We start from the raw sequence: 25,047 nt of genomic DNA, 5'->3' as shown, positions 1-25,047 counted from the left end.
TTGGTTGATTGGCGCGAACCTAACGCTAGGCTTGGTAGAACAAGTGTCAATGTAACGTTGGAATGTCTTATCAAACTCGAAGGTTTTACGGCCCTGCCTGGATAGGCGTAATTTGGCTTGCCGCTGCCGCCGTGCTGGTGACGCACTTTCGGTTCTATTACGGCGCCGACTGGTCGCATGCTATCAAGTGGGGTATTGGCGATGGTTTCGTTTGGTGCGTTTTAGCGTGTGCTTTCATCTATGCGTATAGGCGTTATTTGATCCGGGCAGGCGAAAACTCGCCGGGAATCAAGCTGTTTTATATCGGTTTTGTCGTATTTGGCTCTGTGATTATCCATCCAATACTGGTGGTGCTTTTTTATTGGTCAATCGACGGAACAATTGGCCAACCTTTTGTTGACGACGTGCTTCACCTGGTGATGAAGCGATATCCACAAGGAATTTTGGCGGGTTTTTTAATCGGCCTTGCCGGCATTGGGACGGCGAGATTCAATGAAACGGATAAGAATGCTGCTGGCGATGCTTTATCGAATGCTACGCCTCATCCCCTAGTATCATCTTGGTTGTTGGTAAACGATACGAACGGCGTTCGGCGTTTGAATGTTTGCGATATCCGCTACGCTGAGGCGGCGGGCAATTATGTTGCCTTGCGAACCGGTGAAGCTGAGCACCTCGAGCGAACGACACTTAAGGCAATGGAAAGCAAGCTCAAGGACCATGGGTTTTATCGCATCAGCCGAAAGCACGTGGTCAATCTGGCTCATCTGCGCGAGGTAAAAGCGGCGAAACCGAAGGGGGGCGCCGTTCAATTTATCGATGGATCGACTTTGCCCGTAAGCCGCAATTATAAATCAGCGCTGGAAAATGCGTTTGCCGACTGGGTGCGATCGCAGAATAATTAAAACGCCTGACAGGCTCGGGACAGTTCATCCCCGCACCCGGACAGTTCGTCACAAACGCCTTGATCATGCCTGCGGCTCTATCTTTCCTGATAATAAAGTTATTTATCAGCGAGGAAGGCCGTATCTATGCATCGACGAAATTTTTTGAACGCTGCGGGTGTTGCCGCGGCGGGATCGGTATTGGGGCAAGGCTCAAAACCGGTTGCCGCACAAGGGGCAGGGTTCTCCAAGACATCGACAAAACCGCTGAAAGTTCTGATGCTCGGGGGGACCGGTTTCCTCGGACCGGCGATTGTCGAAACGTTTCTCGATACCGGTCATGACGTCACTCTTTTCAATCGCGGGATCACCAACCCGCATATGTTCAAATATCTTGAACGTCTACGCGGCGACCGCGAGGAAGATCATGGCGATCCAGATCTCAGCGCGCTGCGCGGACGCGACTGGGACGTTGTCATCGACACCTGGCAAAAAGGCCCGAAATGCGTGGAGGATACGGCAAAGTTATTGAGCGGCCATGCCGGCGCGTATTTTTATATTTCTTCTATTGCCGTTTATCACAACACGGCGTTTCGCGTTCGTGGCACGAAAGAAGATGCGCGATTATCCGACCTGGAAGGCCATCCCATTAACAGAAAGCCCCACGAGCAGGTTTATTTCCTGCGTAAGACATTGGCGGAGAAAGTTCTGCAGGAAAACTTTGACGGAAATGTCGGGATTTTCAGATCGCATGGGATGCGTGGCGAAAGAATTCCATTACCAAGGGACGAGCCATACTGGCCCATTAGAATTTGGCGTGGCGGCAAAGTGCTGGCGCCTGAAGACGGTCAGACTTTGGCGCAATTTACAGATATCATTTCATTGTGTCGATTTCTGGTGACGTGTGCAGAAAAAGAGCTGTCTGGTCCTTATAATGTCATGTCGAGACCGTTTCGATTAATTGATTATCTTACAGCTATTAAAGACCTGACACAAAGTGATGCAGAGTTAATTTGGACGTCTCAAAATGAGTTGGCCGAGTTCGGAGTGAAATCTGGCGACGGCGCATTGCCATTGTGGAGTGACGAGCCTGAAGGGCGTTATCATTTTAGTTCCGAGAAAGCTTTCAGCGCCGGATTCGCAAATCGATCTTTAAGCGCGAGCGCCGCTTCGATGCTTGAGGGCTACTTCCGGCGATATCCAAATGACGAATTCAGATTCGCTGAGGCAACTGCAGAATACGGCATGTTGCCATCCAACCGGGAAGCGGAGATTTTAGCGGCTTTGGGGCATTGAGGTAAAAGTCTATCATTCTGGCGCCATGCGCCGGCCAGCGGGCGAAGGCCCGCAAACCCAAAAGAAAGAGGGAGCTTCTGTTGCCAGGTGCTCCCAAAACCCCGCCTAGCCTTGGAAAGGGGCTAGGGCTTTAAAGCGAGTTTCTCGCACTGCGTTACGCAGCGAGAGCGAACTCTTCCGAATGGTTGTCATTAGCAACTATTCAAATTTAGCCAAATAACGGAGGCAAACCGGGCGAAAACATCGTCTTTACACGCTCGTCGATCCTAGTTCGGCCCCGTCAAGGCCCTCCTGGCGGATCGCCGCCGAAGGGATTTGGTGGAGCCGCCGGGTACCGCCCCCGGGTCCGATACGCTTATTTCACGCGTCATTTATCGCCATAGTCCGCTTGCGCGAACACCATAGATATAAGGGCTGGGGGTAAATTTTTAAAGTCCTCGGGTCCGGGGGTGAAAAAATCCGGCCTAATGTCAAGATTCTGTTACATCCATACAGTATTGGCGCTTTACGACGCACTTAGTGCGGAGGTCGACTGGGCGATGCACATGGATGCCGGCGATTTTAAGAAATGGCGCAAAACGCTGGGCTTGTCCCAGAAGGATGCGGCCCACCTTCTCGGTTTGAAACGCCGAATGATCCAGTATTACGAAAAAGGCGAACGTGACGGCGACGAGGTGAAAATCCCGCGCGCGGTCAGGCTGGCGTGCTACGCGCTCTCGCAAGGGGTTGAGGATTACAACGGCCCAAGCCGCAAAATTCATATGCTTGAAAAGAAAGACTGATTTCAGTTCTGGGATTCCGATTCCGGCCGTTCAATCCGGGCGGGCAAGATTCCGGGATTTTGATATTCCCAATAACTTTTCGCCGAGCGCGCGCGTTTAACCCCGGCGCGGATCGCCTCGATTTCAGGATGATCGTTAAGCGTCAACATCTTTTCCAGCATGCGATCGCCGTATTTGCCGAGTTTAAAACGCATATAACCAAAGTCGAAGTCTTCGATATTGGTGCGTTCTTCGGCGACGCGCTCGTATTGGCTTTTGGCGCTCATTTCCCACGGATTGACGAGCGGCGTCGCCAGCGCGATGGCGACGATGATCCATATTCCCGCCATCATGGTGTTTAACGGGCCAACTAATGGCATCCACTTTTTGCCCCGCCAGTTAAGCTCAGTCATCAGGCCCGCGACGCAAACCACAGCGTAGGCGGCGATAAGTCCGTTGACGGCGAGGCCAGCGATGCGCGGCGGGGTCAGGCCGTAATCCTCGATGCGAATCCAGAAGGCGTAGAATGCGAGCCAGACGTAAACGGGAAAGCCAACCAGTGTGATCAATGTCGCCAAGCGCAGCCAAAGCGGCGGCGGTCCGCCTTCGCCATTTTGATAAACGCCATTGAAAATCAGCATGCCGTAAAGCGCAAGCACCATCATCCAGACGCTGGGATAGGGCCGGTCGAACACCAGTACGACGCCCTTCAACGCAATGACGATAAGCAATGTGATGGTGAAAACCGCTGTGATCACCATCAACATCCGGCACAAGAGCAGCAGCACAAAACGCAGGGCGCCAAGCACGGATTGCTGCCCGCGCATCAACGCAATCGACAGCCCGCCGATGGCTCCCATAAACGGCAACAGAAACCAGGGCTTTTGAAAAAATTCATTGAAGAAGCTGACGTCCAGTTCTTTCAGCAAGCGCGCCCAGGTGAACAGCAGGACGACAGCAAGCAGCGCAAATAATTTAGCGCCAGCCGCGATAAGGGGCAGCGTTACGCCGTGAAAGAAAACATGCCGGTATGACGGAGGCGCGCCGCTTTCGAGGCTTGCCTTGATCAACGTGACGAGCAGATAACCGGCGAGCCCGCGACTGACGAGAAACCAGGCAAGGGTGGGGAACTCTGAAAGGTTGTTTGTTTCATTTGCTGCGATCCCGGCCATGAAGTAATCGGGCCATGCGAGCAGAACGGCGACAATAATCGCCCCGCCGAGCGCTTTAATGAATGCCCCAGCTTCCGCCATCAGCAGATACGCCGCCGACATTGTGACGACAAAAAACAGGACCGTGACGGCCAGCGGATTGTCGTCACGCCCGTCGATCCAGTATTCGACAATCCCGTAAACCGCGAGACCGGTGAGAAGGCCAATGATCAGCCCGGGCAGCGCAAGACCTTTCCCCGAGCGCTCAAGTGCGCTGTCTGCGGCGTTCCCCATGCCATCCCTCGTTTTCGTTGCCCCGAGCGCCTATGTTAGCACGAGTGTAGCTGTGGAAAAAAGCTTCCATATCGGCCTGCACGCCCCGCTAGACTGGGTTTGAAACTTCCGATTCGCGAGTAACCGATGCGTCAATATCTCGATTTGCTGGAGCGCGTGCTCAATGATGGCGATAGCCGCCTGGACCGTACGGGTGTCGGCACGCGCGCCGTCTTTGGTCACCAGATGCGGTTTGATCTGAGCGAGGGGTTCCCGCTTCTCACCACCAAAAAGCTGCATACGAAATCCATCGTGCACGAATTATTGTGGTTCCTCGCCGGCGATACCAACATTCGCTATCTGAAGGAAAACGGCGTTTCGATATGGGACGAGTGGGCGGATGAAAATGGCGAGCTTGGTCCCGTCTATGGCAAACAGTGGCGATCATGGGCCGCGCCGGACGGACAAACGATCGATCAGATCAAATGGGTCGTGAACGAAATTCAAACAAACCCGGCCTCGCGGCGTCTGATTGTGACCGCCTGGAACCCGGCTGACATCGACAAGATGGCGCTGGCGCCCTGTCACTGTCTGTTCCAGTTTTTTGTGGCGGACGGCAAACTTTCCTGTCAGCTTTACCAGCGTTCCGGCGATGTTTTTCTCGGCGTGCCGTTTAACATAGCATCTTACGCTTTGTTGACGGCGATAATGGCGCAGGCCTGTGGACTGTCGCCAGGCGATTTTGTTCACACGCTCGGCGATGCGCATTTATATTCGAACCATGTGGAACAAGCACAAAAGCAACTAACGCGTACGCCCGGGACTTTACCCTCGTTGCGGCTTAATCCGGATATCCGCAGCGTTTTCGATTTTACCTATGACGACATAGCATTTGAAAATTACGAGGCGCAGGCGCATATCAAGGCGCCGGTGGCCGTTTAGTGGATGACAGCCCTGTCAAAATAACGCTCGTAGCGGCCGCGTCACGCAATCATGTCATTGGCGCCGGCGGCGATCTTATCTGGCGCATCTCCGATGATTTCAAATGGTTCAAATCCATGACCATGGGAAAACCGATGGTCATGGGGCGCAAGACATTTGATTCTATCGGCAGGGCGCTTCCGGGCAGGGACAATATCGTTGTGACCCGTTCGTCAGATTTCGCAGGAGAGAAAACCTATATTGCGCGTAGCCTCGACAGCGCCATTAAACTGGCGCGTCATTGCGCAGATGTCGCCGGCGCTGACGAGCTTTGCGTTATCGGCGGCGGCGAAATATATGCGCAGGCGTTGTCGCGGGCGGACCGGATATATCTGACACGCGTAGATGTGGAAATTGAGGGCGATACCGTCTTCCCTGAAATTGATTCGCGCGATTGGGCGGAAACACGAGCCGGTTCGGGAGAGAAAAACACGCATAACGAGTATGCTTGCGAATTTTTCATACTGGACCGCAAGTCCCGAATCCGGGCCAAACGCCTTTGATTTTAACGATTTTGGCGACGCCGCGTTTATCCTTCAGCGGATATTGTTAATGCAGCCATCGCTAAACGCTCCAATCGCCTTGCGCCATGCGTTAAGGTTTCCAGGAAGCGGGCAAGGACGTGATTCGCTCCGGACGTATGAGATGAGGAAGGGGAATATGATGAAACGAGCTGTTTCCATCATAGCAGTTTCAACAGCCGCCATGGCGACAGCGCAGGCGCAATCGACGGCGTTTGAAACGACATGTACGCGCGGCGGCGATGCACGGACCATCGCAGTGATTGCGCCTGGCGAAGTCGGTCAGAGTTGTGACGTGCGCTATACGCGCAGTGCAGACAATGTTTCCGTTCCTTATCATGCAGATAACTCTGACACGTTTTGCAATGAAAAGGCGCGGGCGATGGTGCAGAGATTATCCTCCGCGGGGTTTAACTGTTCTCCGCAACGCCCGGCGTTGAGAGCGCAAAACCAAACGCCTGATAACAATCAGCAAAGCGACTTTGTGGTCGAGGCGCAGCGTGTTGCAAGCGCTGAGCCTGAACCGGCGCCAGAAGTTCAACAGCAAGCAACGGCGCCGCAACCTGTGGTGTTTCAGCCGGCGCCGGCTGAATCCATTGAACCAGTCGACGAAAGCGAAGATGCGCTCGAAGATGAAATGAACAAAATTCTGGCCCAACCTGCTATCGAGCAGCCGTCCATCGAGGAACGGTCTGCCGAACAGCCGGCGACAGGTCCCGCCGTTTTGGTGGCGCAAGCGACACAAACGCCGCAAACGGGGCCGCAACCGTCACCGGTTGGCCGGCTCACCGGCGCCGACCCGGATGCCCCGCGCCCGGCGGTTCAGGTGACGCAAGCATCAGCGCAAGAAACACCCCCGGCCCAAACAGCGCCCGCAGCGCAGACGCAAAGTTCCAATGATACACGGTCCACGCTCAGAACGCCGGGCGAAATCATCCGCGCGAGATTGCAGGCGCAAGCTGCAGCGTGGAACGAGGGCGATCTGGACGCCTTTATGGAGGGGTATTGGAAAAGCGATGACCTGAAATTCGTTGCGGGCAACGAGATCACACGCGGCTGGTCAGCGACCATGAAACGCTATCGCGATCGCTACGCTGGCGGGCAGGGGCTGGGGCAACTCAGCTTCGACCGTCTGGAGACAAAGCTTGTAACCGATGATGTGGCGGTTGTGACGGGCCGGTTTAATCACGCGCAAAATGGTGAAGCATCAAGCGGCGTCTTTTCGCTGGTGATGCGGCGCGACAATGGCGCCTGGCGGATTGTGCACGATCATACGAGTTCGGATCAGGCTGATTAGTCAGTGTGAGCGCGCAGCCTTGCTGATTTGAGCCGCCAAATCCTTAAATACATCCGCCCCCGGATGATCGCGCGCCGCGAGCGGCAGGCCGTCGTCCGAGGCTTGGCGTAATTCGGGATAGAGCGGGATCGCGCCGAGAAACGGCGCGCCAATCGTTTCAGCGGCTTTTTTCGCGCCGCCCTCGCCAAACAGATATTGCCGTTCGCCGCCCGGAAGTTCGAGCCAGGCCATGTTTTCGATGACGCCGATCACTGGCGTTTCGGTTTGCCTGAATAGCGAAACGCCGCGGCGCATGTCGGCGAGGGCCATTTCCTGTGGTGTCGACACAATCACCGCGCCGGTGAGGCGTTTCGATTGTATGAGCGATAAATGCGTGTCGCCGGTGCCGGGAGGCGTGTCGATGATCATCACATCAAGATCGCCCCAGTCCACATCGCTCATGAGCTGGCGCACCGCGCCCATCACCATGGGGCCGCGCCAGGCGATCGCCTGTTCGGGATCGATCAGCATGCCGATGGACATGATTTTAACGCCATAGGCTTCGCGCGGCTGGATCTTGCCGTCTTTCATGGCGGGCTTGTCCTTGATGCCGAAAAGCGTCGGCGCAGACGGGCCGTAAATATCTGCGTCCAGCAAACCGGTTTGCAGGCCCGACGCGGCGAGCGCCACGGCGAGATTGGCGGCGACCGTGGATTTGCCGACGCCGCCCTTGCCCGAAGCGACGGCGATAATCGATTTGACGCCGGAGAGGGTTTCGGCGGCGGCTTCGACGCGCGGTTTGTTTTTCAATCCAAAGGGATTTTCATGAGCGCTTGCAGTTGCCTGCGGCGAATGCCGTGATTGCTGAGATGATGGCGAATGCCGCGACTGCTGAGATACCGGCGAATGACGGCCCTGTGAGGGTTTCGCCGATCCGTGGGCTGTAGCAACGGCGGTGACTGCTGAAACGCCCTCAAGCGCGCCGGCGGCTTTTTTGGCTTGCGTAAGCAGCACCTCAGCTTCTTCACGGTCAGCGCTCTCATCAAAAACCAGGGTGAAACGCACACGGCCTTCGTCATCAGCGCCGAGGCCGTGGATCATGCCGTCGGCGATGATGTTGCGTCCTGTTTTGGGATTATCAATCCCGGCAAGAGCCGAGCGCACGCGAAGAATTAGGGGATTGCTCACGGTTGGCCTTTGAAATCATTTAAAAAAGCGCTCAAAAAGCGCACTAAAAAGACGCTGGGCGCGTTGCGCCGGGCCCCGCGTAACATATATACGGGCGGTCATAGGTTCCAACCGCTCATCTGCGCGACACGGCCGCGCGGGAGCAAAAAATCAGACAAGTGAGGCTTTGAATGCCCTGGCAGGATAATTCCGGTAATCGCGGCGGCGGTGGCGGCCGCGGACCATGGGGACAACCGCCCCGCGGCAACAATGGCGGGTCCAACAATAATGGCGGCGGCAGGAATGAGCCGCCCGATCTTGAAGACCTCCTTCAGGCGTCACGCCAGCGGTTGAAGCGCGCCTTCCCGAAAGGCGGGCGCGGCGGCGGCTCAGGCGGCGGCGGATTTCAGTTGAATAAAGGCACAGCCGGAATGATCGGCGGCGCGCTTTTGTTGCTATGGGGCGCCAGCGGCATCTATCAGGTAGCCCCTGAAGAACTCGCAGTTGTCACGACATTTGGCGACTATTCAGATGTCAAAGGGCCTGGCTTGCACTGGCATGTGCCGATGCCGGTGCAAAATGTAAGAAAACAACCTGTCTTGTCGCTTCAGGATATGCAAATTCCTGCAACTGGTCGCCGCTCTGGGCAGTTGCCGGAGGGCCTCATGCTGACCGGCGATAAGAACATTGTTGACATCGCATTCACCGTGCAGTGGCGTATTAAATCGGCGCTCGTCCCCGAGCAGGGTGAAGATATGCCCGGCGTCGCGCAGTTCACCTTTAATATTGACGATCCTGAGTCGCTTGTGCGCATGACTGGCGAAGCAGCAATGCGCGAAGTCGTAGGTAAAAACACACTTGACTATGTACAAACCGATGGTCGCACCGAGGTCGCTTCTCAAACTCAAGCGCTGATGCAAAGTGCGTTGGACTCTTATCTGGCTGGCATCCAGGTCGAGCGTGTGAACCTGACACTCGCCGAGCCGCCGACCAATGACGTTAATGAAGCCTTCCGCGATGTTCAGGCAGCCGAGCAGAACCAGGCGACAGTCATTCAGCAGGCGCGTCAGTACACCAACCAGGTCGTACCGGAAGCACGAGGCGAGGCCCAGCGTATCCTCGAGGAAGCTCGCGCTTATGCGTCTGAGCGAACCGCAAACGCGCGGGGCGCAGCGGCGCGCTTCAACGAGATTTATTCGGAGTATGCGCAGGCGCCAGAAGTCACGCGCCAGCGCATGTATCTGGAAACAGTTGAGCGCGTGCTTGGTGATATGGACAAAATCATAATCGAGGAAGGGGCTGGATCAGGCGTCGTGCCGTATTTGCCGCTGGATCAGTTAAATCGACGCCAGCAACAGTCTAATCGTCAACAGGGAGACAATTAAGATGAGTAAATTACCGCTCCCTTTTATTGGAGTCGTTGTTCTTGTCGGCTTGGTGGTGCTTTTGAATTCTGCTTTCATTGTGCCGGAAACACACTCCGCGCTTGTCTTCCGGTTTGGTGAACCGAAAAGTCAGTATGCGGAAGCTGGCCTTAAATTCAAAGTGCCGTTTGCGGAAAGCGTCAATTTCATTGATCGGCGCAACCGGCATCTTGAGCAGGAGCAAACTGAAATTATTGCGCGCAACCAGGAAAGACTGATCGTTGATGCTTTTGCGCGTTACAAGATTATTGATCCGCTTTTATTTTATCAATCAGTGCGCACTGAACTTAGGGGTGAGGAACGTCTCAGCAGCCAGCTTAATGACTCATTACGAGCTGTGCTGGGTTCGGTAACGGTTGATGAAATTATTTCCGAACGGCGCAGCGAGTTAATGGGGCGCATTCAGGAACAATTAACAGCATCCGCTCGCCCTCTTGGCGTTGAAATCGTTGACGTAAAAATTCGGCGCGCCGACTTGCCTCAAACAAACTCGGAAGCGGTCTTCCAACGAATGATCGCCGAACGCCGTCAGCTCGCTCAGCAATACCGTTCCGAAGGCAACGAGCAGGCAAACCAGATCCGCGCGCAAGCCGACCGTCAGGTGATTGAAATTAAAGCTGAGGCGGAAGAAGAAGCGCAGAAAATTCGCGGCGCCGCAGACGCCGAACGAAACGCCATATTCGCGTCCGCCTACAACAAGGATCAGGAGTTTTTCGCCTTCTATCGCTCGCTTCTTGCCTACGAAGAGGCGCTTCAGGATGGCGAGACTACAATTCTGCTTTCGCCGGACAGCGAATTCTTCCGTTACTTCAACAACTTAGAAGGGCGGCGCTAGTAATCTGAATTTGATGGCCGTCCATCGCATCAGCCATTTGCCGTTTGTCGGCTTTGGGTTAACCTGAAGGCGGTAGTTTTCAGTTCGGGGAAGATTAAGGGGCGGTTATGGCTCAAACCGGTGGATTGATGGGTGTTCTGGCTGGCGCGTTCGCGGTCGGATGTCTGGTCGCGGCGGATGCTGGATTGACGGCGGCGGAGGCGCGCAATGCGCCTGACAGTTTCGCCGATCTCGCAGAAGACCTAACGCCAGCGGTGGTGAACATCTCGACCGCCCAGCGCGGCGCCAGCGGCGCGGCGCAATTGTCTCCTCTGCAGCGCAAATTCAACCAGCCGGCTGTTTCGCTCGGGTCGGGTTTTATCATAGATGCTTCCGGCGTCGTCGTGACCAACAATCACGTCATCGACAACGCTGACGACATCACTGTTACTTTGAATGACGGTCGTGAATTCGCCGCGACATTGATCGGGACCGACCGCGAAACAGACCTCGCAGTTTTGCAACTTGACGGCGCCGGCGTCCGGTTTCCACATGTGGAGTTTGGTAATTCCGATGTCGCCCGTGTTGGTGACTGGGTTATTGCCATCGGTAATCCGTTTGGCCTTGGCGGCACTGTTACGGTTGGTATCGTGTCGGCGCGCAATCGCGACATTAATTCCGGTCAGTATGATGACTTTATTCAGACTGATGCTGCGATAAATCGCGGCAACTCGGGCGGTCCCCTGTTTGACCTCAACGGTCAGGTGGTTGGCGTCAACACCGCGATTTACTCTCAAACTGGCGGTTCGGTTGGTGTTGGTTTCGCCGTGCCTGCCGATCTTGCAGAAACGGTAGTGACGCAACTGATGGAATTCGGCGAAACGCGCCGTGGCTGGCTTGGCGTTTCTATCGACGATGTTACGCCGGAACTGGCGGCGACGTTGCGTCTGCGTGCGCCGAAAGGCGCCGTTGTCACGGTCGTGCGTCCGAACAGCCCGGCGTCAGACGCGGGGCTTTTGCCTAATGACGTTATCCTTGAGTTCAATCGCCGGGAAATTGAGAATGTGCGCGACCTGACCCGCGCCGTGGCCGACACGCCAATCGGTCGGACAGTGCCGATGACAGTTCTGCGCGACACGCGCCGGGTCACCGTCCAGGTACGGATCGATCGTCGCGAAACCCGTATGCTTGCGGCCAACCCGGGCGGCGTCTTGCCTGCGAATGCGGCGCAAGGCTCCGGTTTGACCTTGCAGGAGCCAACCGAGGAATTACGCCAGGCGTTTGGCCTGCCTGCCAATGTGCAAGGGGTGGTGGTGACGGCTGTTGACCCGGAAAGTGCGGCGGCGATTGTCCTGCAGCCCGGCGACGTCATTCTCGAAATCGGCTGGGAGCGCGTTACGCGTCCAAACACGGCTGTCGATAAATTAGGCAAGTTGCGCAACCTCAACAGCGGACCTGTGCAGATTTACGTGCAACGCGGCGACTTGTTGTTCTACGAAAGCCTGCGGCCTTAAGGTCAGTCAATAAATTCCGACTGCGGAATACCCTGAAGGTATAATAGCGCTGTCAGGTCGCCATGGCTGATGCGCGCGTGTGCGGCTTTCGCGACGGCTGGCTTGGCGCGGAAGGCGACCCCCAGTCCCGCACGACCCAGCATGGAGAGATCGTTGGCGCCGTCGCCGACAGCCAGCGTTTCATGCAGTTCGATGTTATTGGTTTCCGCAAGCCGAACAAGCGCGTCTTCTTTAGCCGCCCGCCCAAGAATTGGTTCGCCGACAGCGCCGGTAAGTTTTTCATCTTCGATTAACAGCTCGTTGGCTTGCGTCACCTGAAAGCCGGTTTGTTCCGCTACACGTGATGTAAAAAACGTAAAACCGCCCGAAACGAGTGCGGTGACGGCGCCGACTTCGTTCATAGTCTGAACAAGCCTGCGTGCGCCAGGCGTCAGGGTGATGCGGTGTTTGAACGCCTCTTCTAGAACATCAGTTGACAGGCCTTCAAGCATCGCGACGCGTTCTTTTAGTGCTGCTTCAAAGTCCAGCTCGCCGCGCATGGCGCGTTCAGTGATGTCTGATATTTCGGCGCGCTTGCCGGCATATTCGGCGAGTTCATCGATGCATTCCTGTTCGATGATGGTCGAATCCATATCGGCGATCAGCAGCTTTTTGCGCCTGCCGCTGACGCCGATAAGGTTGAGATCGACACCAGCCTCGGCCGCGATGGCTGAAGCTTCCTTGAACGAGCCTGTTTCCGGCATGTTCGCCAAGCCAATATCATAGGCGATGCCCTGCGCCAGCGTGCGCGCCGTAGTGCCCTTGACGGCCTCAGTCAGCCGGTCGAGAAGCGATTGGTCGATAACCGGATTTTCCGGATCGGCAATGACGGAAAGAATGTAAGTCATACGGGTACGGACGACCTCATGAACGACGCAGGCGTCATCTTTATTGCAGGGCCTACGGCCTCGGGCAAGTCCGCCGCGGCGCTGACGCTGGCGCAGCAGACTGGCGGCGAAATCGTCAACGCTGACGCCATGCAGGTCTATGCCGATTTGCGGATTGTGACTGCGCGCCCTTCATCAGGCGACGAGCGCCTGGCTCAACACCATCTCTACGGCGTTCTCGACGGCGCTGAACGTTGTTCGGCCGGCCGCTGGGCGCAGATGGCGGTCACCGCGATAACTGACATTCATGCACGCGGCGGCACTGCAATCATCGTCGGCGGCACCGGACTTTACTTTCGGTCGCTGGAGGAGGGGTTGTCGCCCATCCCTGATGTCCCCATCGAAATCCGCGAAGCCGCAAAAAAACGACGTGAAGACATCGGCCCGGCGGCGTTCCGCGAAGAGGTCATTGCAAATGACCCGGTCATGGCGCGTTTACCAGAAGGAGACACGCAACGGCTGGTTCGGGCCTGGGAAGTGTTTGAAGCGACCGGTAAACCGCTTTCCTACTACCAGGAGCTTCCCCGTGAGCCGTTCCTTTCAAATGTTTCGTCGAGAGTTGTTATCGAACCATCACGCGAAACGCTTTATGCACGCTGCGATCAGCGCGCAGCGCAAATGCTGTCTGAGGGCGCCATTGAAGAAGTGAAGTCGCTCATCGAACGCGGCCTCGATCCGTCTTTGCCGGTGATGAAGGCCCTGGGCGTGCCTGAAATTGCAGCGTTTTTTTCAAGTGAGATTACGCGCGAGGAAGCTTTGGCGACGCTTCAACAATCGACGCGGCGTTTTGCAAAACGCCAACTCACATGGTTCCGCAATCAGGCGGCGGGCTGGCCGCGTGCGGGCAACGCTGACGAAATTGTGAAGCAAATTACGTCGGACATTTAGAACGGTTTGCCGAAATCCGCGATCCTTGTCCGTCTGTTTCCTGTACATGAAACCATCTGCAAGGGAGGCTTTGATGAAGAAATTAATCGCCAGTCTTTTCGCCGGCGTTGTTGCAATATCGCCAGCTTGGGCGGACGCCGTGGAAGAGATGATCGCCGTCGACCGGGCTTTTTCCGCCATGGCGCAGGAAGAAAGCGTGCCCGCGGCCTTTGCCGCCTACGCCGCCGATGACGTCATGATGTTCCCTGATGGCGGCCAGCCCTATCAGGGACGCGATAAGCTGATTGAACGGTTTTCCGGCTGGACGGATGGCGCAACACTTGAGTGGTTCCCGCAAGCCGGCATGGCGTCGTCGTCCGATGATTTCGGATTTACCTGGGGCCGTTACGTATCAACCTCGCCGGGCGACGAGGGCGAGAAAGTAAGCCACGGAAAATATATCTCCATATGGCGCAAGGAAAACGGCGAATGGAAATTCGTCGCCGATATCGGCAACTCAAACCCTGAGCCGGAAACGCCTTAGGCAGGTTTCAGAAACAGTTCGCGTTCTTTTTCACGGCGGTGGGTGAGGTGCTCGTTCACTTGCCCGCCAGCCCTGTTGTGGTTGAGAAATCCGTCGGCAGCGCCCTGGTAATCGCCCTGATTGATCCGCTCAAGGACGGTCGTACGTGAAAACCCGCCGGAACCCAAATTGTAGGCGAGCGACACCATTGCAGAAAACTGATTTTCATTCACCGGTACTTCGACCATGCGCTTTACCGCGTCTTCTGAATCGCGGACGTCCTCGCGCAACAACTGTTCGGCTTCAGATTCGGTGATGGTCATGCCGGCGCGCGCCGTGCGGGAATGGCCGTAACCGATCAGCCATTGGCCGCCCAAATTATATGCTTCAAGGCGAAGGCCCTCGCTCTCCTTGATTATCTGCAACCCTTCTGCGTTGATGCGCAGGTTTGCATTATCGGCGAGTGAGCCGGATGGCGCCTGGGCCTCATTTTCAGACGATGTTGCGTCCCCATCAGACTGGTCAGGTTCTTCCTGGTTCGGTGAAACGTCGGTCTCATTCTCAGCGGCGCTCTCTTCAGCTTCGGGGATCGGTTCCCCCAAACGGCCAAACCAGCTTTCAACATAGGAGAACCCGCCGTCAGCCGCGTTCCGGACAATGCCCGGCATGCCGTAGCGATCGCCCACAAGCGCACCCAGCGCGAAAATAATGATCCAGAAGATCAGCCGCATCCGCATGATCAAATCCCCAATACCCCGCCGAAGCTCGCCCCCCGAAGGCGCCTCGGTTATCCACAGCTATGTATACTGGCTTTTTTATGGGAGAGGCGCAAATAAAGTGGGAAAGGCCTTATGTTTCTTGATGTTGCCGGGGTGATTGCCTTTGGGCAGGCGGAGCGTTAGGACGACATCCGGAAAACGCCGGGGTAAACCGGGGGGTGTCTGGCGTTCCGGGTATGGTCGGCGCTGATGCGGTTTACCGGGTTAGCGCGCCGGATTCGCTTTAAGGCTTGGGGAAGCGAAAAAAGCGGCCGGTTCAGCGTAATGCGGGAACCGCGGGAAAGTATGTTTGAGTTTTTACGCCGTTTAGGGCGCTTCCTGAACGCCATGGATGCAAAGGCGATTACCTCGCTCGCGGTGTCCGTCATTCTTCTGATTTTTGTTGTGCTGATGCTGGCTTATGGGCAGCAATGGTTTCATCTTGAGCAGGAAAATGAGGACAAGTTAAATGCGCTCCTCGCGCAGGCCGCTGAATCTCCCTTCGCTGTATTTGGCGTCATTTCAATTTTCGCGTTTCTTGCGCTTACAGGCTTTCCGCAGATTTTGCTGATTACGGCGACGGTGATCGTTTTCGGACCAAAAAACGGCGCGATATATTCGTGGATCGCAACAATGGCGAGCGCGACGCTGACATTTGGACTTGGGCATTTCCTCGGGGGCCGGTGGCTGCGCCGTTTTGGCACCGACCGGGTGCAACGCACGATAAATTTTATCGGCCGTCACGGCATTCTGGCGAGCGGGCTAATTCGCGTGGTGCCATCGGCGCCATTTGTCGTGGTCAACGCGGCGGCTGGCGCTGCGCATATTCCGATGTGGAAATACTGGACCGGCACCGGCATCGGCATCATTCCGAAAATCGTCATGGTGGCGGCGCTGATGGCGGTCACCCATGATCCCGAGGCTGTTCGGACTGACATGGGGGGCGTCGTAGAGTTTTTCACCAGCCGCGAACCGCGCGATCTTGCGCTTGTTGCTGGCATTATCGCCTTGTGGCTCGCCTTTTTGGTGTTTGTGCGCTGGTTATATCGCCGTCTGCGCCGTCAGGAGAATTGACGGGCGCCGGCGAAGAATCTTGCTAAGGAGTAAAGACGCGATCCGCCAAAAGCTTTCAAAATCCGCGTTTGTTGACGATTTAGGAACCCATTAAGGATAAACACGGTGGCTGAATGTAAGTACTCACCTAGAGGGAAAAGCTAAAAATGCTTTCGACACTGTTCGGTATGCTTTCCGCGGATATGGCCATCGACCTCGGCACGGCCAACACGCTTGTTTACGTCAAAGGCCGCGGCATCGTTTTGAACGAGCCTTCTGTCGTCGCCATCGAAACACGGGGCGGGCGCAAGCTTGTCCGCGCGGTTGGTAACGAAGCCAAGGAAATGCTGGGCAGAACCCCGGGTGAAATCGAAGCGATCCGGCCGATGCGCGATGGCGTCATCGCCGACTTCGAAGTCGCTGAAGCGATGATCAAGCACTTCATCAAGAAAGTGCACAATCGCCGCTCTTTTGCATCGCCGCGCATCGTTGTTTGTGTGCCGTCAGGCGCCACAGCGGTTGAGCGCCGTGCGATCCAGGAATCGGCGCTGTCAGCGGGCGCGCGCAAGGTTGATCTTATCGAAGAGCCTATGGCGGCCGCGATCGGCGCCGGCCTTCCGGTCACTGACCCGACCGGCTCCATGGTTGTGGATATTGGCGGCGGCACCACGGAAGTTGCTGTTCTGTCGCTCGGCGGCATTGTGTATTCACGCTCAGTCAGGGTTGGCGGCGACAAAATGGATGACGCCATCGTCGGTTATATCCGGCGCATGTACAATTTGCTGATTGGCGAGGCGTCTGCCGAGCGAATCAAAAAAGAAGTGGGCTCGGCCATGATCCCGACCGAAGGTTCGGGCACTACAATTCAGATCAAAGGCCGCGATTTGATGCATGGCGTGCCGAAAGAGGTGCGCATTGGCGAGGCTCAGGTGGCCGAAGCTTTGGCGGAACCGGTCAGCTCGATCATCGAGGCGGTGAAAGTCGCTCTCGAAGCGACGCCGCCGGAACTGGCCGCAGACATTGTCGATACGGGCATCATGCTCACCGGGGGCGGGGCGCTTCTCAAAAATCTCGATCAGGTACTGCGCGACGAAACCGGCCTGCCGGTCTCTGTGGCTGACGACCCGCTTTCCTGTGTGGCGCTCGGCACCGGGGCGGCGCTTGAAAACACCAAGGCGATGCGGGGCGTTCTCTCCTCCGCCATCTAGCTTCGTGCTAAATTGAGACAGGGCGCGATTCGCGCCTTCAAATAAGGCGCGGTGTGATCTGGACGCCGCGCGCCAACGGATTTACTTCGTGGAGTATGGAATTTTTAGGTCAGGATCGTCGCGAAGGGCTGGGGCGTAAAGCGCATTCCCGCTTCAATCTGGTCCTGCTCATGCTCGTCTCGGTGCTACTGCTGTTGTCGAGCCTTTATTCCGCCCAGGCCTCGGTTTTCAAAAAAGCCCGCGAAGGCGTCATGGACGCCGCGTCGCCGGTGCTTACCCTGTTTGCGGGTCCCATAAACGCCTTCAATAATATGGCTGGCTCCGTCACCGACTATTTCAATGTGATGGAACAGAACAAGGCGCTGCGCGAGGAAAACGCCGAGCTCCGTCAGTGGATGGTCGAAGCGCTGCAACTGCGCGAAGTTGTCGCGAGTTATGAAGCGCTAGAGGGCTATCAGGCTCCGCCAAACGCGCAGCCGATCAACGCCTTTGTCATTGGCGAGGCGAATGATGCGTTCGCACGATCAATGATTGTCAATGCCGGCCGCACCAACAATGTGGAAGTCGGCCATGCCGTTGTGGACAACAACGGCCTCATCGGCCGTATCGTGGAGGCTGGCAATGGCGCTTCGAGGGTGTTGTTGCTGACTGATATTCAAAGCCGCATTCCTGTTTATGTGGAAGGTGCGGACGTAGAAGGCATTCTCGTCGGCAATACGCGTGCGCGTCCGGCTATCAGTTTTACCGAAAGCGCCGACGAAGCCGAAACGGCCATGGGACAACGCGTTCTTACTTCAGGCGCCGGCGGCGTCCTTCCGCGCGGGTTGCCTGTGGGCGTGGTGAGCGGTGAGGCGCGCGGCGAAATCATTGTTGATCTTTATGCAAATTATGCCCGCACGCGCATGGTGCGGGTCATCAATTACGCTTTTCCTGAAGTCGATCCTGTGACGGACGAAGCCGCAGAAGAAGCGCTGGACGGCGATGCCCCGGCTCCGGCGGAAGGCTAGACCATGGGCTATCGTGCGGAAAACCTTCTTCGTTTGATGCGGGCGATGGCGCCGACCATTCTGGGCGTTCTCGGTGTGTTGATGCTGGCCGCGCCGATACGGTTGTTCGAAGGCGCCGTGCCGACGCCAATCATCCCGCTGGTTATCGTTTTTTTCTGGTCGGTCTACGGCCCAGACTACATGCCCTCGGTCAGCGTCTTTTTGATCGGACTTTTACAGGACCTGTTAACGGGTGGGCCGCTGGGTTTGTGGCCTGCAGTTTACCTTGTTACGCAATTCATCGTGCTTTCACAGCGCGCGTACTTTTTGGGACGCGAACAAAAAGTTGTTTGGATTGGTTTTGCCTTGGCCTCGAGCCTTGCAGGGATTATTCTCTGGCTCGTAATGAGTTTGATGTCAGGCGTGTTGTTGCCCATGACGGCGTTAGCGTTGCAATTGCTGGCGACGATTTTCATCTACCCTGTATTCGGTATCGTTTTCGGCGAGCTGCACCGCCGGGTACTGGTGGAGGCGTAACTGATGTCGCGGTTTGGTCACCATGATCCGGAACGTCAGGAAGTCGTCAGCCGCCGTACGGTATTGTTTGGCGGCGGCGTTGGGTTGTTGTTCGCTGGTGTGACGGCGCGGCTCTATCAGTTACAGGTCGCCGATCATCAGAAATATCTCGATCTCGCTCAGGAAAACCAGTTCAATCGCCGCATCCTGACGCCGTTGCGCGGCGAGATTGTCGACCGCTTCGGCGTGCCGCTAGCTTCAAACCGCAAGAATTTTCGGGTGCTGCTGGTGCCCGAACAAGCGCGTGACGTAGACGCCGCGCTCGACAAGATTTCGGAAATCACGCCCATCAGCGAAGAACGGCGCGCACGCATCATGCGCGAAATTCGACGCCGCGGCGCGTTCACGCCGATTCAGATTGCCGACAATCTTTCCTGGGAAGATTTTTCGAAAATCAATTTCCAGTTGCCGCATCTTGGCGGCGTGCTTCCTGACGTGGGTGAGACGCGAGACTACCCGATCGGGTCGGGCTCTGCTTTCGTTATCGGTTACGTTGGCGCCGTCACTGAACGCGACCTTGCTGAACAGGAAACCGATGCTGATCGTGTGCTGCTTCGTCAGCCCGGCTTTAAAGTCGGCAGGGAAGGGCTGGAGCGGACATACGAGAGCGAGCTTCGCGGCGGCGCTGGCGCCATGAACGTCAAGATCAACGCTCATGGCCGCGTAATCGAAGAACTCGCCGACTCGGCCGTAGCGCCCGTGCAAGGCAAAACCCTGGCGCTGACGATCGACGCGGAACTTCAGACCCATGCAATGGAAGTGTTGGCGGAACCGGCTGAAGGCATCGAACCGCCAACGCAGAGCGCCGCCGCCGTCGTCATGGATGTGATCACTGGTGATATTCTTGTCCTGGCCTCGACGCCTGCGTTTAACCCGAACGATTTCAACGTTGGTATTGATCCTGATCTATGGCGTGATCTCAACCAAAGCCCGTTCAAGCCGCTGTTGAACAAACCTTTATCCGGCGTCTATCCGCCGGGGTCCACTTTCAAAATGATTTCCGCCATCGCGGCGCAGCGCGCTGGCGTCAGGCCGTCGCAAACCGCCTACTGTCCTGGCAGGATCTGGTACGGCAACCGTTATTTCCACTGCTGGAAACGCGGCGGACACGGCAATGTCGATATGAAAGGCTCGCTCAAACATTCCTGCGACGTCTTTTATTATGAGATCGCCAAAACCCTCGATATCGATTTGCTGGCCGATACGGCGCGCAAATTCGGCCTGGGGCAAACCTATGAGCTTGGCATTTCCGGCCAGCAAAAAGGCGTTGTGCCGGACCGTGACTGGAAGCGGCAATATTTCGCCGGCAACCCCGAAAACCAGTCATGGTTCCAGGGTGAAACGCTCTCTTGCATCATTGGGCAAGGATATGTGACGTCAACGCCGTTGCAGCTTGCAGTGATGGCGTCACGCGTCGCCACTGGCCGCGCTGTGCGTCCGCGGTTGTTGCGTGCAGTTGGCGAGATTGTGCCGCCCGCGCCGCAAGCGCCGTTGATTGATATTGATCACAAATATCTCGATGTCGTGCGCGCCGGCATGAACGCCGTGACTAACGAATATGGCACGGCCGCGCGGTCGCGTCTTGAAGATCCCGAATGGCAGATGGCCGGTAAAACGGGAACCAGCCAAGTTTATCAGATTACCGCTGAAGACCGTGCTCGCGGGCTTTCGGAACCGGAAGACCTGCCGTGGGGCCGTCGCGACCATGCACTCTTTGTCTCTTACATGCCGTATGAAAATCCGCGCTACGCCTGTGCTGTGGTGGTTGAACACGGCATTGGCGGCGCCCGCATGGCGGGCCCGAAAGCGCGCGACATCATGCGCGCCGTCGCTGAAAAAGACCCAGCCTCAAAAACGCCGCTCGACCCGCGCACGCTGGCGCGCGCATCGACAACGCGGGAAGGCTAGGCGATGTCGTCGATCATTCTTCCCGGGAAACGGCGCGGCGTTCGCGATAAGCTTTCCCGTCTGCACTGGCCATTAATCATTCTACTGACGGTTATTGCTGGTGTTGGCGTCATCACGCTTTTTTCCGTTGCGGAAGGCAACTGGCAGCCATGGGCCATGAAACACGGGCTACGCTATCTTGTTGCGCTTGGCATTCTCATTGCTGCAGCGATGATACCCATCAGGTATTGGCTGGCGCTCGCATACCCGGCTTATTTTGCGGCGCTGTTTGCGTTGATCGCCGTGCCGTTAGTCGGCGAAGTGAACATGGGCGCAAAAAGATGGATTGAATTCGGCGGCATGCAGTTTCAGCCGTCTGAAGCGATGAAAATCGGCCTCGTGCTGGGTCTTGCGCGTTATTATCACGGGCTGCGGGCCGAACAGGTCTCACATTTTCTGTATCTGATACCGCCAGCATTAATGATCGGTGCTCCTGTGGGGCTCATCTTCATGCAGCCCGACCTCGGCACTGCGCTGCTCCTGGCGGCGACCGGCGCCATAATTATTTTTGTCGCCGGGCTTTCCTGGCGCATCGGGTTTGCCGCCATTCTCGGCGGGATTGCCGCCGCCTATGGTGCTTACCGTTTCGAGATTTTGAAAGAATATCAGCTCAACCGGATTTTGACGTTTCTAAATCCCGACCGCGATCCATTGGGCGAGGGCTACCACTTGCTACAGTCAAAAACCGGGATCGGATCGGGCGGTCTTTCGGGCAAGGGCTTTATGGAAGGGACGCAAGCCCAGTTAAAGTTCCTGCCTGAGATGCAAACTGATTTTATCTTTACCGTGTTCGGCGAGGAGTTTGGTTTTGTTGGCGCTGTTGGTTTGCTGATTGCCTATCTTGCGGTGATCATCACCGGGCTTTCCATCGCCATGAGTTCCAAATCTCATTTCGCCCGACTTGCTACGATTGGCGTAACAGCGACCTTCACGCTTTATGTGCTGATCAATACCGGCATGGTGATGGGGCTGGCGCCTGTCGTCGGCGTGCCACTGCCACTCGTGTCATATGGCGGCACCGTTATGCTGACCATTATGTTCGGAATGGGCATCGTCATGAGCGCGCATGTTCATCGCGATCAGGACATGTACCGGTCAGGCGAACTTTAGCTGACTACCGTTTTTCGAGATGCGCTTTAAAGGCTTCGCAAAAAGTCAGGTAGCGTTGCTGTGCGTCACTGAGCCTGGCTGAGGCGACGGCGCCGTCACCGTTCTTGCAGGCCTCTTCGATTTCCGTTCCGCTTTCGGCAAGCGCTGCCGCGCCGACATTGGCGGCTGAGCCCTTTAGCGCGTGGGCGGTGCGGGAGGCGTCATCAAGAAGCCCCTCTCGCAAGTTTTCGCCGATCGCGTTTAACAGCTCAACCGTTGAACGGTTGAAGGCGTCGAGAATCGCCATGGCGCCGTCAGCGCCAGCGGCGGCCACAAGGCCATCGACTTGTTCTTCCTGCAATGCAGCAGGCGAGGATTTCAGCGGTTCCGTCAACAATTTTGCCCCTTTTGGGCCCATGGCGCCGGCGTAAGCCCGGTTCAGACCCGTTTATTGCCGCTTGATTGAGCAATATTTGCTAACAAACGTAAAAAATTGTCTAAAATGCCAAAAATCGCCGGGCCGGGGCCCGGCGCAATCTTAAGGGGTTTCTCATATGCAAGATACGGCAGGTGAAGGCGCGCATTGGTCATCGCGGGCTGCATTCATTATGGCTGCGATCGGATCCGCAGTAGGACTCGGCAATCTCTGGCGATTTCCTTACGTGGCGGGTGAAAACGGGGGCGGCGCCTTCGTTGTATTCTATATTATCTGCGTTCTCTTGATCGGCCTGCCGGTCCTGGTGGCCGAGTTGTTCATTGGCCGGCGCGGCGGCATGTCGGCAGTGGGCAGCGTCGTCAAAATCGCCAAAGCCGAAGGGCGCTCGCCCTTGTGGTCGCTTCAGTCCTGGTTCGGGATGATTGGCGCCTTCATCATCCTGACGTTTTATTCGGTGATCGCGGGCTGGGTTCTGGCCTATGTGGTGATGATCGCCGGCAACTTGATCACTGCAGTTGGGGAAAACGGATTAGCCGGGTTGACGGGCGGCGCCTTTTCGACCCTGACGGAAGAACAGGTCAGCGCCAAGCTCGGCGAGCTGTTAAGCGATCCAACGCGCATGATCATCTATCACGGCATTTTCATGCTCGTGACGATGGGCATCGTCATGCGCGGCGTGAAAGGCGGCATTGAAAAAGCGGTGACGCTATTGATGCCGGCGTTCTTCGTTCTTCTGATTGTCCTTTTCTTCTTCGCCCTTATCGAAGGGGATGCGGCGCGCGGCGTCGATTTCCTCTTAGGTGTGCGTTTTGATGATTTGTGGGCGGGCGTGCAAAACGGTTCTGTTGTCTCGGCTGCACTCGGTCAGGCGTTTTTCTCCATCGGTCTTGGTTCCGCTCTAATGGCGACCTACGGCGCCTATATGCGCGATGATCAGGACTTGCCGCGTTCCTCGCGGCTGGTTGCGATTGCCGATACAGGCGTTGGCATTATCGCTGGTCTCGCCATCTTTCCGATTGTGTTCGCCATGGGGCTTGCAGCCGGCGCCGGTCCGACACTCATGTTCCAGACCTTGCCGCTTGCGTTTCACGGCATGCCGGTCGGCGGTTTGTTCGGCTTGATGTTCTTTATTCTCGCCTTCTTTGCAGCGATCACCTCTTCGATTGCGCTGCTTGAGACGTCAACGAAATGGCTCGACGAGCAGACGAAGTCCGATAAGCGCGTCGTGTCGGTGACGATACTCGGCCTCATCATTTTCGTGATCGGGTGCCTGAATGCGCTCAGCCAGGTGCCGACAAGCGCTGGCGAAACATTCTGGAACACATGGCAGCCCTTGGGCGGCGTCGCTTTGTTCAAAGGCATGGTGCTGCTTGATTTCCTCAGCGCCACGACGGACATCATTCTTCCTGTCGCAGGCTTCATCACAGCCGTATTTGCAGGCTGGATTGTATCGACGTCGACAGCGCGCGAAGCGATTGGGTTCAAATCAGAAATCTGGTTCAAGCGCTGGCGCTTCCTGACGCGCTATGTGTGCACGACCGGCATTTTCATCGTGATCGTTTATTCCACGATCATTGCGCCAATGCTGAACAGCTAACGGCGCGCAAAATTGTCTGTTGCGCGCACCAGCGCATCGATAATGCCGGGCTCGCTTGCTGCGTGCCCGGCGTCCGCTACAATGTTGAATTCTGCTTCCGGCCATTGCTGACTGACTTCCCAGGCGGTTTTCATCGGCGTGACGATATCGTAGCGGCCCTGCACGATGACGCCGGGAATGTGCCGTATGCGGTTTAAATTGGCGATTAGCTGATCGTCGCGTTCAAAAAAACCGCCATGCTGGAAGTAGTGACATTCGATCCGGGCGAAGGCGAGGGCGAAAGCATCGCTTGAAAATGTCTGCATGCGCTCTTCTGACGGAAGCAGGCTGACGGCGCCGCCTTCCCACAGGCTCCACGCTTTTGCCGCGCGAATGCGCTCATTTTCATTCTCGCCTGTCAGCCGCTTGTAATATGCGTCAATCAGATCGTTGCGCTCATTTTCCGGGATCGGCGCCAGGTAATCCTGCCACGCTTCAGGGAAGATCCAGCTCGCGCCCTCCTGATAGAACCATTCAAGTTCAGACCGGCGCAGGGCGAAAATTCCGCGCAGGACCAGTTCGCTGACCTGATCGGGATGCGACTGGGCGTAAGCCAGGGCGAGGGTTGATCCCCATGAGCCGCCGAATACCTGCCAATGGTTAATGCCGAGATGGGCGCGAAGAGCCTCCATGTCACTGACGAGCGACCAGGTGGTGTTGTCCTCCAATGAGGCATGGGGTCTGGATTTGCCGCAACCGCGCTGGTCAAAAAGCACGATTTTGTAGTGTTCCGGATTGAAGTAGCGCCGCATGGATGGCGTCGAGCCGCCGCCAGGGCCGCCATGGCACACCACGACCGGCTTGCCACTCTGTGCGCCGGAGACCTCGTAATAAATTTCATGGAGGTCTGACACGCGCAGCATGCCGGCGTCGAAAGGTTCAATTGGGGGGTATAATGTGCGCAATTCCGTCATTTCCGGCTGACAATCCCGAATCAATTTGCTAAGGCTTTAGATGGGCAGGGTGTGCGTCACAAGTCTAGT

24 protein-coding genes and 1 other RNA gene are annotated in these 25,047 nt (G+C 56.4%); 18 read left to right on the top strand and 7 right to left on the bottom strand.

The window, feature by feature from the left end; translation table 11 throughout:
* The first annotated feature begins 62 nt into the window (after positions 1-62).
* Together PUV54_RS02560 and PUV54_RS02555 are read left to right on the top strand one after the other, a co-directional pair.
* Positions 63-902 (top strand): LytR/AlgR family response regulator transcription factor, encoded by an 840-nt coding sequence (locus PUV54_RS02560; RefSeq protein WP_274493959.1) that lies wholly within the window; start codon positions 63-65, stop codon positions 900-902.
* A gap of 126 nt (positions 903-1,028) precedes the next feature.
* Entirely contained in the window at positions 1,029-2,177 is a 1,149-nt protein-coding gene (locus PUV54_RS02555; RefSeq protein ID WP_274493958.1) for a Rossmann-fold NAD(P)-binding domain-containing protein, read from the top strand.
* 66 nt (positions 2,178-2,243) lie between these two features.
* On the opposite strand, the gene ssrA is transcribed toward PUV54_RS02555, so the two are convergent.
* Positions 2,244-2,614, bottom strand: a transfer-messenger RNA (tmRNA) gene (gene ssrA / locus PUV54_RS02550).
* Positions 2,615-2,644: 30 nt separating this feature from the next.
* On the opposite strand from ssrA, the gene PUV54_RS02545 reads away from it, so the two are divergent.
* The gene (locus tag PUV54_RS02545; protein WP_274493957.1) at positions 2,645-2,959 is read left to right on the top strand and encodes a helix-turn-helix domain-containing protein; all 315 of its coding nucleotides are present in this window, start codon (positions 2,645-2,647) and stop codon (positions 2,957-2,959) included.
* A 2-nt stretch (positions 2,960-2,961) separates the two neighbouring features.
* Here PUV54_RS02545 and PUV54_RS02540 read toward each other — a convergent pair whose 3' ends face one another.
* Complete coding sequence (locus tag PUV54_RS02540; protein ID WP_274493956.1) at positions 2,962-4,383, bottom strand: DUF4153 domain-containing protein; 1,422 nt, start codon at positions 4,381-4,383, stop codon at positions 2,962-2,964.
* 126 nt (positions 4,384-4,509) lie between these two features.
* Here PUV54_RS02540 and PUV54_RS02535 point away from each other — a divergent pair, with 126 nt between their 5' ends.
* From PUV54_RS02535 to PUV54_RS02525, 3 genes are all read left to right on the top strand, one after another.
* Positions 4,510-5,304 carry a thymidylate synthase gene (locus PUV54_RS02535; protein ID WP_274493955.1) on the top strand — a complete coding sequence of 265 codons (795 nt, stop codon included), beginning with the start codon at positions 4,510-4,512 and terminating at the stop codon, positions 5,302-5,304.
* Positions 5,304-5,846, top strand: a complete 543-nt coding sequence (locus PUV54_RS02530; RefSeq protein WP_274493954.1) for a dihydrofolate reductase — start codon at positions 5,304-5,306, stop codon at positions 5,844-5,846. The genes PUV54_RS02535 and PUV54_RS02530 overlap by 1 nt, the downstream gene beginning before the upstream one ends.
* A 157-nt stretch (positions 5,847-6,003) precedes the next feature.
* Complete coding sequence (locus PUV54_RS02525; RefSeq protein WP_274493953.1) at positions 6,004-7,161, top strand: YybH family protein; 1,158 nt, start codon at positions 6,004-6,006, stop codon at positions 7,159-7,161.
* On the opposite strand, the gene PUV54_RS02520 is transcribed toward PUV54_RS02525, so the two are convergent.
* Positions 7,162-8,328, bottom strand: coding sequence for an Mrp/NBP35 family ATP-binding protein (locus PUV54_RS02520; RefSeq protein WP_274493952.1), 1,167 nt, complete (start codon positions 8,326-8,328; stop codon positions 7,162-7,164).
* Between the two features lie 170 nt (positions 8,329-8,498).
* Here PUV54_RS02520 and hflK point away from each other — a divergent pair, with 170 nt between their 5' ends.
* From hflK to PUV54_RS02505, 3 genes are all read left to right on the top strand, one after another.
* Complete coding sequence (gene hflK / locus PUV54_RS02515) at positions 8,499-9,692, top strand: FtsH protease activity modulator HflK (protein ID WP_274493951.1); 1,194 nt, start codon at positions 8,499-8,501, stop codon at positions 9,690-9,692.
* 1 nt (position 9,693) lies between these two features.
* Entirely contained in the window at positions 9,694-10,566 is an 873-nt protein-coding gene (hflC, locus tag PUV54_RS02510) for a protease modulator HflC (protein ID WP_274493948.1), read from the top strand.
* Positions 10,567-10,673: 107 nt separating this feature from the next.
* Complete coding sequence (locus PUV54_RS02505; RefSeq protein ID WP_274493947.1) at positions 10,674-12,059, top strand: Do family serine endopeptidase; 1,386 nt, start codon at positions 10,674-10,676, stop codon at positions 12,057-12,059.
* A 2-nt stretch (positions 12,060-12,061) separates the two neighbouring features.
* Here the strand turns inward: PUV54_RS02505 and serB are convergent, their stop codons facing one another.
* Positions 12,062-12,946 carry a phosphoserine phosphatase SerB gene (gene serB / locus PUV54_RS02500; protein WP_274493946.1) on the bottom strand — a complete coding sequence of 295 codons (885 nt, stop codon included), beginning with the start codon at positions 12,944-12,946 and terminating at the stop codon, positions 12,062-12,064.
* Between the two features lie 18 nt (positions 12,947-12,964).
* Here serB and miaA point away from each other — a divergent pair, with 18 nt between their 5' ends.
* Positions 12,965-13,873 carry a tRNA (adenosine(37)-N6)-dimethylallyltransferase MiaA gene (gene miaA, locus PUV54_RS02495; protein WP_274493945.1) on the top strand — a complete coding sequence of 303 codons (909 nt, stop codon included), beginning with the start codon at positions 12,965-12,967 and terminating at the stop codon, positions 13,871-13,873.
* Positions 13,874-13,946: 73 nt separating this feature from the next.
* Positions 13,947-14,396 carry a YybH family protein gene (locus PUV54_RS02490; protein ID WP_274493944.1) on the top strand — a complete coding sequence of 150 codons (450 nt, stop codon included), beginning with the start codon at positions 13,947-13,949 and terminating at the stop codon, positions 14,394-14,396.
* Here the strand turns inward: PUV54_RS02490 and PUV54_RS02485 are convergent.
* Entirely contained in the window at positions 14,393-15,112 is a 720-nt protein-coding gene (locus tag PUV54_RS02485; RefSeq protein WP_274493943.1) for a lysozyme, read from the bottom strand. The two genes, PUV54_RS02490 and PUV54_RS02485, sit on opposite strands and share 4 nt — an antisense overlap.
* 327 nt (positions 15,113-15,439) lie before the next feature.
* On the opposite strand from PUV54_RS02485, the gene PUV54_RS02480 reads away from it, so the two are divergent.
* The 6 genes from PUV54_RS02480 to rodA all read left to right on the top strand — a co-directional run bounded on the left by PUV54_RS02480 (position 15,440) and on the right by rodA (position 22,013).
* Positions 15,440-16,207 (top strand): TVP38/TMEM64 family protein, encoded by a 768-nt coding sequence (locus PUV54_RS02480; RefSeq protein WP_274493942.1) that lies wholly within the window; start codon positions 15,440-15,442, stop codon positions 16,205-16,207.
* Between the two features lie 146 nt (positions 16,208-16,353).
* A complete protein-coding gene (locus PUV54_RS02475; RefSeq protein WP_274493940.1) occupies positions 16,354-17,394 on the top strand; it encodes a rod shape-determining protein in 1,041 nt (346 codons plus the stop codon).
* A 53-nt stretch (positions 17,395-17,447) separates the two neighbouring features.
* Positions 17,448-18,401, top strand: coding sequence for a rod shape-determining protein MreC (gene mreC, locus PUV54_RS02470; protein WP_274493939.1), 954 nt, complete (start codon positions 17,448-17,450; stop codon positions 18,399-18,401).
* 3 nt (positions 18,402-18,404) lie between these two features.
* Complete coding sequence (locus PUV54_RS02465) at positions 18,405-18,917, top strand: rod shape-determining protein MreD (RefSeq protein ID WP_274493938.1); 513 nt, start codon at positions 18,405-18,407, stop codon at positions 18,915-18,917.
* A gap of 3 nt (positions 18,918-18,920) precedes the next feature.
* On the top strand, positions 18,921-20,864 hold the full coding sequence (gene mrdA / locus PUV54_RS02460) for a penicillin-binding protein 2 (RefSeq protein WP_274493937.1): 1,944 nt from the start codon (positions 18,921-18,923) through the stop codon (positions 20,862-20,864).
* 3 nt (positions 20,865-20,867) lie between these two features.
* The gene (gene rodA / locus PUV54_RS02455) at positions 20,868-22,013 is read left to right on the top strand and encodes a rod shape-determining protein RodA (RefSeq protein WP_274493936.1); all 1,146 of its coding nucleotides are present in this window, start codon (positions 20,868-20,870) and stop codon (positions 22,011-22,013) included.
* 4 nt (positions 22,014-22,017) lie between these two features.
* Here the strand turns inward: rodA and PUV54_RS02450 are convergent, their stop codons facing one another.
* Positions 22,018-22,386 carry an Hpt domain-containing protein gene (locus PUV54_RS02450; RefSeq protein WP_274493935.1) on the bottom strand — a complete coding sequence of 123 codons (369 nt, stop codon included), beginning with the start codon at positions 22,384-22,386 and terminating at the stop codon, positions 22,018-22,020.
* Between the two features lie 160 nt (positions 22,387-22,546).
* Between PUV54_RS02450 and PUV54_RS02445 the strand changes: the two genes are divergently transcribed.
* The gene (locus PUV54_RS02445; protein WP_274493934.1) at positions 22,547-24,025 is read left to right on the top strand and encodes a sodium-dependent transporter; all 1,479 of its coding nucleotides are present in this window, start codon (positions 22,547-22,549) and stop codon (positions 24,023-24,025) included.
* Here the strand turns inward: PUV54_RS02445 and pip are convergent.
* On the bottom strand, positions 24,022-24,978 hold the full coding sequence (gene pip, locus PUV54_RS02440; RefSeq protein WP_274493933.1) for a prolyl aminopeptidase: 957 nt from the start codon (positions 24,976-24,978) through the stop codon (positions 24,022-24,024). The genes PUV54_RS02445 and pip overlap by 4 nt on opposite strands.
* Positions 24,979-25,047: the final 69 nt, after the last annotated feature.

This window comes from Hyphococcus flavus (assembly GCF_028748065.1).
Lineage (GTDB): Bacteria > Pseudomonadota > Alphaproteobacteria > Caulobacterales > Parvularculaceae > Hyphococcus > Hyphococcus flavus.
Note: the sequence above shows the minus strand (reverse complement) of the source record. Positions and strands in the feature narration are given on the sequence as shown.